Raw genomic sequence first — 13,007 nt, 5'->3', positions numbered from 1 at the left:
GACATGCGTGAATCGTTGGAGAAGATGCTGGCCAAGGGTGTGGATAACCCGCTGCTGCGCTTTGGCTTGGGCAAGGCCTGGCTGGACGAGGGCAATGGCGCAGAGGCAGCGGTGCACCTGGCCAGCTGCGTGAAGCAGGACCCCAAGTATTCGGCGGCGTGGAAGCTGCTGGGCAAGGCGTATCAGCTCAGCGGAGATCTGGCTGGCGCGCGCAAGGCCTGGGAAGAGGGGATAGTCGCGGCGCAGGCCCATGGCGACAAGCAGGCCGAGAAGGAGATGACGGTGTTCTTGAAGAAGTTGAACAAGGTCTGAGATTGCCGGGGCGCAAAGCGCCCCCAAAAATCTCAATACCAGCGCGCCTCACCCGCCGGGCGCTTCTTGAAGCGCTTCATGCTCCACATGTACTGGCTCGGGTACTCACGCACATAACGCTCGACAACCTTGCTCATGGCTGCCGCCGATTCATTCACATCGGTGCTGTACATGGCCTCTGGCGCCGCCTCCAGGAACACCTTGAAGCCCGAACCATCGGGCAGACGCAGGGCGTGCAGGAACACCCCGACCGCCTTGCCGCCGGCGAGCATGTTCGGCACGAACTTGCTGGTCAGCGCCTGGGTCCCCAGGAACGGCACGAACACCCCTGCCGACTCGGCCGGCTCCGGGTCGGCGGGAATCCCCACCTGACCACCCCGACGCACTTCCTTGATCACGCTGAGAATGCCTTCCTTGGTCGAAGGCGCCACGCGGTTGCCCATCTGCACCCGCTGTTCACGCAGCAGGTCATCCACCGCCTTCAACTTGGGCGGGCGGTAGAAGATGATCGGTTTGCACTGGTTGCAATAGAAGTGGTTGAGCACTTCCCAGTTGCCCAGGTGGCTGGTGATGCCGACCACGCCCTTGCCCGAGGCCAGGGCCTGCTCCAGCACTTCCAGGCCGTGCACCTCCTTGACCAGGTCGAGCGAGCGCTGCGGCGGCCAGATCCAGGCGCAGGCGCTTTCGACGAACGACTTGCCGATGTCCTTGAGCGCGCGACCGACCAGTTGCTCACGCTCGGCCGGGTCCATCTCTGGGAAGCATTTGGCCAGGTTGATGCGCACGACATTGCGCGAGCCGTTGGGGATTTTCCACATCAGCCAGCCGATACCGGCGCCGACGCGCTGCACGGCGCCCCAGGGCAGCTTGGCAAACAGGCGCAGCACCCCGACCATCAGGGCGCCCTTGAACTTTTCCACAGGCGAATTCCTTATTTCAGCAAGGCGCGCATTGTACCCCGTCAGCGCACCAGCGCGGCGTAGCGATCGCAGTCGGTGGTGTGGTCCATGACCATGCCGGTGGCCTGCATGAAGGCGTAGCAGATGGTCGGCCCGACGAAAGTGAAGCCAGCCTTCTGCAAGGCCTTGCTCATCGCCTTGGCCTCGTCGGTGACCGCCGGCACGTCGCCACGGCCCTGGAAATGGTTGATCTTCGGCGCGCCGCCGACGAACGACCATAGCCACTCGGCGGGGTTATCCACAGCCAGCCAGGCCTGGGCGTTGCGGCGCACGGCCTTGAGCTTGAGGCGGTTGCGGATGATGCCAGCATCCAGCATAAGCTCCTCGATGCGTTCATCGCTGAGCTGCGACAGTTTCAGCGGATCGAAGCCGTGCAGCACCTCGCGATAGCGCTCGCGCTTCTTCAATACCGTGATCCACGACAACCCCGCCTGGAACCCTTCGAGCAAAAGCATCTCGAAGAGCAACGCCGGGTCGCGCTGCGGCGTTCCCCACTCGTGGTCGTGATAGGCCTGATACAACGGATCGTCGGAACACCAAAAGCAGCGTGGCATAAGGCTCCAATAACGTAGAGGGCGAGGCGAATCGGGTATACTCCCGCTCTTTACATCCGCATCCCCAGATACAGGTGAATTTCGTGAGCCAGCCTACGCCAGCCGTGCGTACCTTCCAAGACCTGATCCTCGCCCTGCAGAACTACTGGGCAGCTCAAGGTTGTGTGGTGCTTCAGCCCTACGATATGGAAGTAGGCGCCGGCACTTTCCACACCGCTACCTTCCTGCGTGCCGTGGGCCCGGAGACCTGGAACGCCGCCTATGTGCAGCCCAGCCGTCGCCCTGCCGACGGGCGGTATGGCGAAAACCCCAACCGCCTGCAGCACTACTATCAGTTCCAGGTGGTGCTCAAGCCAAACCCGGCGAACTTCCAGGAGCTGTACCTCGGCTCGCTGAAGGCCATCGGCATCGACCCGCTGGTTCACGACATTCGCTTCGTCGAAGACAACTGGGAATCGCCAACCCTCGGCGCCTGGGGCCTGGGCTGGGAAATCTGGCTGAACGGCATGGAGGTGACTCAGTTCACCTACTTCCAGCAAGTCGGCGGTATCGAGTGCTACCCGGTCACTGGTGAAATCACCTACGGCCTGGAGCGCCTGGCCATGTACATCCAGGGCGTGGACTCGGTCTACGACCTGGTGTGGGCCGACGGCCCGTTCGGCAAGGTCACCTATGGCGACGTGTTCCACCAGAACGAAGTGGAGCAGTCGACCTACAACTTCGAGCACGCCAACGTCGAGAAGCTGTTCGAACTGTTCGATTTCTACGAAAGCGAAGCGAACCGTCTGATCAAGCTGGACCTGCCGCTGCCGACCTACGAAATGGTCCTGAAGGCCTCGCACACCTTCAACCTGCTGGACGCCCGCCGCGCCATCTCGGTGACCGAGCGCCAGCGCTACATCCTGCGCGTACGTACCCTGGCCCGGGACGTGGCGCAAAGCTATCTGCAAGCTCGCGCACGCCTGGGCTTCCCGATGGCCACCCCTGAACTGCGTGACGAAGTGTTGGCTAAGCTGGAGGCTGCACAATGAGTGCTCAAGATTTCCTGGTTGAACTGGGCACCGAAGAGCTGCCACCCAAGGCCCTCGCCACGCTGGGCGACGCTTTCCTCGCCGGCATCGAGAAAGGCCTGCAGGCCGCCGGCCTGAACTACAGCGGCAAGCAGGTCTACGCCGCGCCGCGCCGCCTGGCCGTGCTGATCCGCCAACTGGATGTGCAGCAGCCGGACCGCAGCATCAACATCGATGGCCCGCCCGTGCAGGCCGCATTCAACGCCGAAGGCCAGCCGACCCAGGCCGCCCTGGGCTTTGCCAAGAAGTGCGGCGTCGAGCTGTCGGACATCGACCAGAGCGGCCCGAAGCTACGCTTCTCCCAGCACATTCCGGGCAAGGCCACGGCCAGCCTGCTGCCAACCATCGTCGAGGATTCGCTCAACGACCTGCCGATCCCCAAGCGCATGCACTGGGGCGCCAGCCGTGAAGAGTTCGTGCGCCCGACCCAGTGGCTGGTGATGCTGCTGGGCGATCAGGTCGTGGACTGCACCATCCTGGCCCAGAAGGCCGGCCGTGAATCCCGTGGCCACCGCTTCCACCACCCGGAAAACGTACTCATCACCACCCCGGCCAACTACGTCGAGGACCTGCGCAAGGCCCACGTGCTGGCTGACTTCGCTGAGCGTCGCGAGCTGATCAGCAAGCGCACCGCAGAGCTGGCCATGCAGCAGGAAGGCACGGCCATCGTGCCACCGGCGCTGCTGGACGAAGTAACCGCCCTGGTCGAGTGGCCGGTGCCGTTGGTGTGCTCGTTCGAGGAACGTTTCCTCGAGGTGCCGCAGGAAGCGCTGATCACCACCATGCAGGACAACCAGAAGTACTTCTGCCTGCTGGACAGCGAAGGCAAGCTGCTGCCGCGCTTCATCACCGTGGCCAACGTCGAGAGCCGTGATCCCAAGCAGATCGTGCAGGGTAACGAGAAGGTCGTGCGCCCGCGCCTGACCGACGCCGAATTCTTCTTCAAGCAGGACAAGAAGCAGCCCCTGGAAAGCTTCAACGAGCGCCTGAAGAACGTGGTGTTCCAGGCTCAGCTGGGTACCGTGTTCGAAAAAGCCGAGCGCGTCTCCAAGCTGGCCGCCTTCATTGCCCCGTACATCGGTGGCAGCGCCGCCAACGCTGGTCGTGCCGGCCTGCTGTCGAAGTGCGACCTGGCCTCGGAAATGGTCGGTGAGTTCCCGGAGATGCAAGGCATCGCCGGCTACTACTACGCCCTCAACGATGGCGAGCCGGAAGACGTCGCCCTGGCGCTGAACGAGCAGTACATGCCGCGCGGCGCTGGCGCCGAGCTGCCGCAGACCCTCACCGGTGCCGCCGTGGCCATCGCCGACAAGCTCGACACCCTGGTCGGCATCTTCGGCATCGGCATGCTGCCCACCGGCAGCAAGGACCCATACGCCCTGCGCCGTGCCGCCCTCGGCGTGCTGCGTATCCTGATCGAGAAGCAGCTGGACCTGGACCTGAATGTCGCAGTCGAGTTCGCGGTCAAGCAGTTCGGTGCCAAGGTCAAGGCCGCCGGCCTGTCCGAGCAGGTACTGGAGTTCGTCTTCGACCGCCTGCGCGCACGCTACGAGGACGAAGGCATCGACGTCTCCACCTACCTGTCGGTGCGTGCCCTGAAGCCGGGCTCGGCGCTGGACTTCGACCAGCGCGTGCAGGCCGTGCAGGCCTTCCGCAAGCTGCCGGAAGCCGAAGCTCTGGCGGCGGCGAACAAGCGCGTTTCGAACCTGCTGGGCAAGGCCGAAGGCGCCATCGCCGATCAGGTCGAGCCGAAGTACTTCGACAACGCCAACGAGTTCTCCCTGTACTCGGCCATCCAGCAGGCCGACCAGGCCGTGCAACCGATGGCGGCCGCGCGTCAGTACAGCGAAGCCCTGGCCCGCCTGGCCGCCCTGCGTGACCCGGTCGACGCCTTCTTCGAGGCGGTGATGGTCAATGCCGAGGACGCCAAGGTACGCGCCAACCGTTATGCCCTGCTCAGCCGCCTGCGCGGTCTGTTCCTGGGCGTGGCCGATATCTCGCTGCTGGGGTAAGTCGTTGAAACTGCTGATTCTTGATCGAGACGGAGTGATCAACCACGACTCCGACGCCTACATCAAGTCGCTGGAGGAGTGGATCCCCATTCCCGGCTCGATCGAGGCCATCGCGCAGTTGAGCAAGGCGGGCTGGACGGTGGCTATTGCCACCAACCAGTCCGGCATTGCCCGCGGCTACTACCCGCTGGAAACCCTCGAGGCCATGCATGCGCGCCTGCGCGCACTGGTGGCCGAGCAGGGCGGCGAGGTCGGCCTGATCGTGCATTGCCCGCACGGCCCGGACGAGGGCTGCGAATGCCGCAAGCCCAAGCCCGGCATGCTGCGGACCATTGCCGACCATTACCAGGTGCCCTTGACCGGCGTGTGGTTCGTTGGCGACAGCAAAGGTGACCTGGAGGCGGCCCTGGCCGTCGATGCACAACCCGTGCTGGTAAAAACCGGCAAGGGCGAAAGGACCCTGGAAAAAGGCGTCCCGCAAACTACACTGATTTTCGACGATCTGGCAGCCATCGCCAGAGAACTTATTTAAATGAGTGCGCCAGGAACGGCGCACTTTTCATTAGGCGGGCACGCCCCGCAACGGTACATGCCACTATGTCGATCCTGCAGGCGATCAGAATCTTTCTTTTTTACCTGCTGTTGGGCACCAGTTCGCTGCTGTGGTGCTCGCTGAGCTTCTTCGTCGCGCCCTTCCTGCCGTTCCCCAAGCGCTACAAGTTCATCAACGTGTACTGGTGCCGCTGCGCGTTGTTTTTGGTGCGCACGGTCCTGGGCATCGACTACAAGATCACCGGTGCCGAGAACGTGCCGAAAGTACCCTGCGTGATCCTGTCGAACCACCAGAGCACCTGGGAAACCTTCCTGCTCTCCGCGTATTTCTCGCCGCTTAGCCAGGTGCTCAAGCGCGAACTGCTGTACGTGCCGTTCTTCGGTTGGGCCATGGCCATGCTGCGGCCGATCGCCATCGATCGCAAGAATCCCAAGGAAGCGCTGCGCCAGGTTGCCAGCCAGGGCGACGAGCTGCTCAAGCAAGGCACCTGGGTGCTGATCTTCCCCGAAGGCACCCGCGTGCCCCATGGCCAGATCGGCAAGTTCTCCCGCGGTGGTACCGCCCTGGCGGTCAACGCCGGCCTGCCGGTACTGCCGATTGCCCACAACGCCGGTAAGTTCTGGCCGCGTGAAGGCTGGGGCAAGCGCCCGGGCACCATCGAGGTGGTGATCGGTGAACCGATGTATGCAGTGGGTACTGGCCCACGTGCCATCGCCGAGCTGAACGACCGCGCCCAGGCCTGGAACGAAGCGACCCAGCGAGCCATGGGTTCGCTGCCGCCGCTGGCGGAAAACCCGGAGCAGCAGCCAGCCTGACGATCTGTGGATAACTTGTTAGCAAGTTTTGCATGGATGATCGTGAAGACATGCTAAGTGATTGAATTAGCTGTTTATTTCCATGTATGACGTTTTTGCGAAAATCGTGCATAAGTTTTTTCGCGCTATAAAAAAACCGGCTTTTACGCCGGTTTTTTTGTGCCCTTCTCAGACGCGTGGGAGCGGGCTTGCCCGAGAGCAATCCTCACACCTTGTCGATATCCACGTCCTTGGTCTCTTTCAGGCAGAAGATCCCCACCACCAGGCTCACCCCGGTGATCAACACCGGATACCACAGTCCATAGAAGATATCCCCGGTGTACACCACCAACGCGAACGACACCGTTGGCAGGAAACCACCGAACCAGCCGTTGCCGATGTGGTAGGGCAGGGACATCGAGGTATAGCGGATCCGCGTCGGGAACAGTTCGACCATGACCGCCGCCAGTGGCCCGTAAGTCATGGTGGCGATCAGGATCATGGCAACGATCAGCACCACCACCATCACCTGGTTCACATGCGCCGGGTCGGCCTTGGCCGGATAGCCAGCCGCTTCGATGGCGCTGCGCATGGCCGCCTCGTCGAAGCCGTTGATGGTCTTGTCACCGATGCTCACCTGCACTTCGCTGCCGGCAGCCTCGACCGAGCTGTAGGGCAGGCCCTGTTTGACCAAGAAGGTCTTTACCTTGTCGCAGGGGCTGTCGAAACGGGCCTTGCCCACCGGGTCGAACTGGAAGGTGCAGCCTTGCGGGTTGGCGCTGACGACGATGGGCGCTTCCCGGCTGGCGGCGTCGATCTGCGGGTTGGCGTAATGACTCAGCGCCTTGAACATCGGGAAGTAGCAAACGGTGGCCAGCAACAGCCCGACCATGAGGATTGGCTTGCGCCCGATACGGTCCGACAGCCAGCCGAAGAACACGAAGAACGGCGCGCCGATCACCACGCTGATGATCAACAGGGTATTGGCCTGGGCCGGGTCCATCTTGAGCATCTGGGTCATGAAGAACAGCACATAGAACTGTGCGGTGTAGAAGGTCACCGCTTGCCCGGCGTTGATGCTGAACAGCGCGGTCAGAACCACCTTGAGGTTCGGCCAGGAGGTGAACGATTCGCGGATCGGCGACTTGCTTATCTTGCCCTGGGCTTTCATTTTCACGAACGCCGGCGACTCGTGCATGCTCATGCGGATCCAGGTGGAGATCGCCAGCAGGACGATCGACAGCAGGAACGGCAGGCGCCAGCCCCAGGTCTCGAACTCATCGCCGCTGATGTAGCGACTGGCCAGGACCACGATCAACGACAACAGCAGACCGAGTGTGGCGGTGGACTGAATGAAACCGGTGTGGAAACCGCGCTTGCCGGGCGGGGCGTGTTCGGCCACGTAAGTGGCCGCACCGCCGTACTCGCCGCCCAACGCCAGTCCCTGGAGCATGCGCAGTACCACGAGGATGATCGGCGCGGCGATGCCGATGCTGGCATAGGTGGGCAGCAGACCGACGGCGAAGGTCGAGAGGCCCATCAGTACGATGGTCACCAGGAAGGTGTACTTGCGCCCGATCATGTCCCCCAGACGGCCGAACACCAAAGCGCCGAACGGGCGCACCAGGAAACCGGCGGCGAAGGCCATCAAGGCAAAGATGAACGCGGTGGTGTCGTTGACCCCTGCAAAGAACTGCTTGCTGATCACCGCCGCCAAGGCGCCATAGAGAAAGAAGTCATACCACTCGAACACTGTCCCGAGGGATGACGCGAAAATGATCTTGCGTTCCTCACGGCGGCTCGGGCTGCTCGCCACCGCACCCTGTTCCTGGATGTAATCCGACATCGTTGCTGTCCTCGGCCCTTGGGGCCACAGTGATTATTCTTGTTGTTCCACTGCCGGCAGCCGCTGACCGCGCTGCCGCTGTTGCACACACCCGGGTCAGGGCGTCGGTATCGCGTTGCTGTCGCTGAGGTTGGTCTGGGTGTTGGCCCCCTTGAGGATCAGTTGTGCCGCCTTTTCGGCAATCATCAACGTGGGTGAACAGGTATTGCCGGAGACTATCTGCGGCATGATCGAGGCATCCGCCACACGCAGGCCCGGAATACCGTGCACGCGCAGCTGGTTATCCACAACATCGAGCGCACCACTGCCCATGCGGCAGGTACCTACCGGGTGGAAGATGGTGGTGCCGATCTGGCCGGCGGCCTGGTGCAGGTCTTCTTCGCTCTGCAGGGCAGGGCCTGGCAGGTACTCGCGGGGTTCGAAGGCGGCCAGGGCAGGGGCCTGGACGATGCGCCGGGTAAGGCGGATGGCGTCGGCGGCCACGCGCAGGTCCTCGGGGACGCTGAGGTAGTTGGGGTCTATCAGCGGCGCGGCGTTCATGTCCGCCGAGCGGATATCGATTCGACCTCGACTGGCCGGGCGCAGGTTACATACCGACGCGGTGAAGGCCGGGAACCGGTGCAGCGGCTCGCCGAAGCGCTCCAGCGACAAGGGCTGGACGTGATACTGAAGATTGGCTGTCTCTTGCTCGAGGCTCGAACGGGCGAAAGCACCCAACTGACTCGGCGCCATGGCCAGTGGTCCACTGCGGTCGTAGGCATAGCGCAGGCCCATGCCCAGCTTGCCCCACAGGCTGTTGGCCATCTGGTTGAGGGTGCGCGTGTTCTGGATCTGGTAGATCAACCGCAGCTGCAGATGGTCCTGCAGGTTGCCGCCGACACCAGGCATATCGTGACGCACAGCGATGCCCAACCCTTCGAGCAGTTTGCGTGGGCCGATCCCCGAGCGCTGCAGGATCCCGGGCGAACCGACCGAACCTGCACAGAGAACAATCTCGCGGCGTGCCGCGAACTCATGCCATGCACCTTGCCACAGCGCCCTTACAGCCCGGGCGCGGGTGTTGCCGAGCAACACCTGGTCGACCTGCACGCCGGTTAGCACGGTCAGGTTCGGGCGCTTGAGAATGGGCCTGAGAAATGCCTTGGCCGAGTTCCAGCGCACACCGCTGCGCTGGTTGACCTGAAAATATCCACAGCCGGCGTTGTCGCCCGTATTGAAGTCGTCGATCCTGGCGATGCCGCTCTGTTCGGCCGCATCGCGAAAGGCATCGAGGATCGGCCAGCTGTAGCGCTGCTGCTCGACCCGCCACTCACCGTCGGCGCCATGGCTGTCGCTGGCACCGGCATAGTGGCTCTCGCTGGCCTTGAACAGCGGCAGCACATCCTTCCATGCCCAGCCCTCGTTGCCTTGCTCGGCCCAACGGTCATAGTCGGCGGCTTGGCCGCGCATGTAGATCATGCCGTTGATGGACGAACAGCCACCCAGCACCTTGCCCCGCGGATAGCCCAGGGCACGCCCGTTCAGCCCAGGCTGGGCCTCGGTCTTCATGCACCAGTCGGTACGTGGATTGCCGATGCAGTAGAGGTAACCGACGGGGATATGAATCCAGGGATAGTTGTCACGGCCACCCGCCTCGAGCAGCAACACGCGGCAGGATGGATCGGCGGACAAGCGATTGGCCAGCAGGCAACCGGCGGGACCGGCACCCACGACCACGTAGTCGTAGACAGAATCGGCTGATGGCATGTGCAACCTCGCGCCTGATTATTATTCTTGTCCCGATCCATCTTATTGATTAATTTCGCGGAGGAAACACGAGATTTCGCGCAGCCGTTGTGCGTTTTAGCACAGCGACTAACCAATTGTGGGAGCGGGCTTGCCCCGCGATGGCTTCGACAGCCAGCACATCCAAGGACGCCCATGTTCGACTGGAACGATCTGCGGTTTTTCCTCGAGTTGCAGCGCAGCGGCCGCCTGCTCAGCGCCGCCAAGCGCCTCAACACTACCCACAGCACCGTCGCCCGGCATATCGAGAGCATCGAGAAGCACCTGGGCACCGCGCTGTTCGTCCAGCACGCTCAGGGCTACGAGCTCACCCCCTCGGGCCAGGCCCTGCTCAAGCATGCCGAAGCCATGGAGAACGTCGCCTTGCTGGCGCAGGAAGAGATCACCCAGGCCATCACGCCGCTGGGCAAGATCCGTCTTGGCGTGACCGAAGGCATCGGCATCATGTTCTTCACTCCGCGCATGAAGGCACTGTTCCAGCGTTACCCGGGGCTGGAGGTGGAACTGGTGGCGGTGCCGCGGTTCGTGAGTATCCTCAACCGCGAAGCCGAGATCAGCATCCACCTGGAACGACCCAACGCCGACCTGCTGATCACCCGCAAGCTCACCGACTATCGCCTGGCCCTGTACGCCAGCCAGGAATACCTGAATCAAGCGCCACCGCTCGACACACGTGAAGATCTGGCCCGGCACAACTGGATCGGTTATGTCGACGACCTGCTGTTCAGCCAGGAACTGCTGTTCCTCAACAGCTTCTGCCGAGCGCCCAACGTGGTGTTCCGCAGCACCAGCGTGATCGCCCAGCAGCACGCCGCCCAGGCCGGGCTGGGTATCGCCGTGCTGCCCAACTATATGGCCCGCCACGATCCGAAGCTGGTACGCGTGTTGCCCGGCGAGACCATCCAGCGCAGCTACTGGATCTGCACTCGCCGCGAGCTGCACAAGTCGGTGCGCCTGCGCGTGGTGTGGGACTACCTGCTGGCGCTGTGCGCCGCCGAACAGGATGAGTTGCTAGCCGAGTAGCGCCTTGCCGGCGAGCAGCACGGCAGCGCCGCAGCCCACCACGGCGAACAGCTGCTGCAGGCGCGGACCGGCAAGTTTGCTAGCCAACGGCCGCGCCAGCAGCAAACCCAGCACCGCCCCTGCGGCGAACGGTGCGCCGACCCACCAATGCATCACACCCGCCACGCTGGCGCTGACCACACTGCCAGTGGACACCAGGGCGATTACCGCCAGTGAGGTGGCGACGATACTTTGCATGTTCAGGTTGGTGTAGCGGTTCAAGGCCGGAATGATCACGAAGCCGCCACCGACGCCCAACAGGCCAGACAGCAACCCCGACAGCATTCCGGTAAACGCCAGCGCGCGGGCGCAGGGCAGGGTCCAGCGCAAACGCCCCTGCAACGGGTTGAGCACGCAAGGCATGATCTCCCGTTCGCCGCAGGGTGACTCGCCACGCAGCTCACGTGCTGCCTTGCGCCAGATCCGCAAACAGGCGTACACCAGCACCCCGGCGAAGACCAAGGCCAAAGGTATATTCGGCACACGGTGAGCGAGCATCAAGCCGAACGGCGCACAGGCAATCCCGATCAGGGCGATGAACAGTGCCGCCCGATAACGCACCAGCCCCTGGCGAAGGCCGAGCACCGCACCGACTGCCGCCGCCAACCCCACGGCCAGCAGGCCGATCGGAGCCGCCTCGACCATGCTCAGCCCCAAGCCGAACACCAGCAGCGGCACCGCGAGGATGCCGCCACCGGCGCCGGTCAAAGCCAACACCGCACCAATGATCGCGCCAAGCCCGGCGCCCAGCAGTTGGTGCTCGATCACTGTTGCGCCTCGACCACCAGAGGTTGCGGCCGGGCGAGCCACTCGCGGCCCTTGAGCATGGCTTTCCAGTACAGCGGCGGCAGGATCTGCGCCTTGAGCAGCCAGGCCAGGCGGGTTGGCTTGCGGCCATCGAGCAGCCAACGCGGGAAGCTCGGTGCCAGCTTGCCGCCGTAGGTGAACTCGGCCAGGACGATCTTGCCACGCTCCACTGTCAGCGGGCAGGAGCCATAGCCATCGTATTGCGCGAGGGTCGCTAGCCGACCAAGCGCCACCAGCACATTGTTGGCGACCACCGGTGCCTGCTTGCGGGCGGCGGCGGCGGTCTTGGCGTTGGTGGTATTGGCCACGTCGCCCAGGGCATGGATATTGCCAAACTGGCGATGGCGCAAGGTGTGCGGGTCGACGTCCACCCAACCCGCCGCGTCGGCCAGCGGGCTCTGGCGGATGAATTCAGGCGCCACCTGGGGCGGAACCACATGCAACATGTCGAAGGCTTCGACGCGGGTCTCGGTAGTGCCGTCGGGGAGGGTGCGCACGAACGTAGCGCGCTTGTTCGCGCCATCCACCGCCGTCAGACGATGCTGATAGTTCAGGTCGATGTCGTACTTGTCGATGTAGCTCATCAGCGCCGGCACATAATCCGGCACACCGAACAGCACCGCGCCGGCATTGAAGAAACTGGCCCTCACGTTGCCCAGGTGGCCGCTGCGCAGCCAGTGGTCACATGACAGGTACAGCGCCTTCTGCGGCGCCCCGGCGCACTTGATCGGCATCGGCGGCTGGGTGAAAAGGGCGCGCCCCTGCTTGAGGTTCTGTACCAGTTGCCAGGTATAGGGCGCCAGGTCATAGCGGTAGTTGGAGGTGACGCCGTTGCGCCCGAGGGTCTCACTCAAGCCTTCGATGGCATTCCAATCGAGCTTCAAGCCCGGGCAGACCACCAGCTGTTCATAACTGACAGCGCGACCACCCTCGAGCAGCACCAGTTGGCCCTGGGGATCGAAGCCGTCCACCCTTGCCTTGATCCAGCGCACACCACGGGGCAGGGTGGCGGCCATGGTCTGGGCGGTACTCGACGCCTTGAACACACCGGCACCGACCATGGTCCAGCCGGGCTGGTAGTAGTGCACATCGGCGGGGTCGATCAGGGCAATATCCAGCGAAGGATCACGGGCGATCAGGCTGGAGGCGGTGGCGATACCGGCGGCACCGGCGCCGACGATCACCACCTTGTGGTGGTCGGCACGGGAGGAATCGGCAGGGGGCAGGGCAGGCATGGCGGTGTTCCTTGGAAA

At 63.4% G+C, this 13,007-nt stretch carries 12 protein-coding genes; 6 read left to right on the top strand and 6 right to left on the bottom strand.

Annotated elements, in window-relative coordinates:
* The first annotated feature begins 3 nt into the window (after nucleotides 1–3).
* Nucleotides 4–312, top strand: a complete 309-nt coding sequence (locus AAHK21_RS13715) for a tetratricopeptide repeat protein (protein WP_367857507.1) — start codon at nucleotides 4–6, stop codon at nucleotides 310–312.
* Nucleotides 313–344: 32 nt separating this feature from the next.
* Here AAHK21_RS13715 and AAHK21_RS13710 read toward each other — a convergent pair whose 3' ends face one another.
* The gene (locus AAHK21_RS13710; RefSeq protein WP_023629851.1) at nucleotides 345–1,232 is read right to left on the bottom strand and encodes a lysophospholipid acyltransferase; all 888 of its coding nucleotides are present in this window, start codon (nucleotides 1,230–1,232) and stop codon (nucleotides 345–347) included.
* Between the two features lie 41 nt (nucleotides 1,233–1,273).
* Nucleotides 1,274–1,825 carry a DNA-3-methyladenine glycosylase I gene (locus AAHK21_RS13705; RefSeq protein ID WP_046853579.1) on the bottom strand — a complete coding sequence of 184 codons (552 nt, stop codon included), beginning with the start codon at nucleotides 1,823–1,825 and terminating at the stop codon, nucleotides 1,274–1,276.
* A gap of 83 nt (nucleotides 1,826–1,908) precedes the next feature.
* Here AAHK21_RS13705 and glyQ point away from each other — a divergent pair, with 83 nt between their 5' ends.
* The 4 genes from glyQ to AAHK21_RS13685 all read left to right on the top strand — a co-directional run bounded on the left by glyQ (nucleotide 1,909) and on the right by AAHK21_RS13685 (nucleotide 6,275).
* Nucleotides 1,909–2,856, top strand: coding sequence for a glycine--tRNA ligase subunit alpha (glyQ, locus tag AAHK21_RS13700; protein WP_023629852.1), 948 nt, complete (start codon nucleotides 1,909–1,911; stop codon nucleotides 2,854–2,856).
* Entirely contained in the window at nucleotides 2,853–4,907 is a 2,055-nt protein-coding gene (glyS, locus tag AAHK21_RS13695; RefSeq protein WP_367857506.1) for a glycine--tRNA ligase subunit beta, read from the top strand. The genes glyQ and glyS overlap by 4 nt, the downstream gene beginning before the upstream one ends.
* A 4-nt stretch (nucleotides 4,908–4,911) precedes the next feature.
* On the top strand, nucleotides 4,912–5,439 hold the full coding sequence (gene gmhB, locus AAHK21_RS13690) for a D-glycero-beta-D-manno-heptose 1,7-bisphosphate 7-phosphatase (protein WP_367857505.1): 528 nt from the start codon (nucleotides 4,912–4,914) through the stop codon (nucleotides 5,437–5,439).
* A gap of 65 nt (nucleotides 5,440–5,504) precedes the next feature.
* Nucleotides 5,505–6,275 carry a 1-acyl-sn-glycerol-3-phosphate acyltransferase gene (locus AAHK21_RS13685; RefSeq protein WP_102683373.1) on the top strand — a complete coding sequence of 257 codons (771 nt, stop codon included), beginning with the start codon at nucleotides 5,505–5,507 and terminating at the stop codon, nucleotides 6,273–6,275.
* 205 nt (nucleotides 6,276–6,480) lie between these two features.
* Here the strand turns inward: AAHK21_RS13685 and AAHK21_RS13680 are convergent, their stop codons facing one another.
* Together AAHK21_RS13680 and AAHK21_RS13675 are read right to left on the bottom strand one after the other, a co-directional pair.
* The gene (locus AAHK21_RS13680; protein WP_367857504.1) at nucleotides 6,481–8,100 is read right to left on the bottom strand and encodes an MFS transporter; all 1,620 of its coding nucleotides are present in this window, start codon (nucleotides 8,098–8,100) and stop codon (nucleotides 6,481–6,483) included.
* Between the two features lie 96 nt (nucleotides 8,101–8,196).
* Nucleotides 8,197–9,846, bottom strand: coding sequence for a GMC family oxidoreductase (locus AAHK21_RS13675; protein WP_367857503.1), 1,650 nt, complete (start codon nucleotides 9,844–9,846; stop codon nucleotides 8,197–8,199).
* 174 nt (nucleotides 9,847–10,020) lie between these two features.
* Between AAHK21_RS13675 and AAHK21_RS13670 the strand changes: the two genes are divergently transcribed.
* On the top strand, nucleotides 10,021–10,908 hold the full coding sequence (locus AAHK21_RS13670) for a LysR family transcriptional regulator (protein WP_046857656.1): 888 nt from the start codon (nucleotides 10,021–10,023) through the stop codon (nucleotides 10,906–10,908).
* Here AAHK21_RS13670 and AAHK21_RS13665 read toward each other — a convergent pair.
* The gene (locus tag AAHK21_RS13665) at nucleotides 10,897–11,715 is read right to left on the bottom strand and encodes a sulfite exporter TauE/SafE family protein (RefSeq protein ID WP_367857502.1); all 819 of its coding nucleotides are present in this window, start codon (nucleotides 11,713–11,715) and stop codon (nucleotides 10,897–10,899) included. The genes AAHK21_RS13670 and AAHK21_RS13665 overlap by 12 nt on opposite strands.
* Nucleotides 11,712–12,989 carry an FAD/NAD(P)-binding oxidoreductase gene (locus AAHK21_RS13660; RefSeq protein ID WP_367857501.1) on the bottom strand — a complete coding sequence of 426 codons (1,278 nt, stop codon included), beginning with the start codon at nucleotides 12,987–12,989 and terminating at the stop codon, nucleotides 11,712–11,714. The genes AAHK21_RS13665 and AAHK21_RS13660 overlap by 4 nt, the downstream gene beginning before the upstream one ends.
* Nucleotides 12,990–13,007 lie beyond the last annotated feature (18 nt).

Source organism: Pseudomonas sp. TE50-2 (genome assembly GCF_040813665.1).
Taxonomy (GTDB): Bacteria; Pseudomonadota; Gammaproteobacteria; order Pseudomonadales; family Pseudomonadaceae; genus Aquipseudomonas; species Aquipseudomonas soli.
Note: the sequence above shows the minus strand (reverse complement) of the source record. Positions and strands in the feature narration are given on the sequence as shown.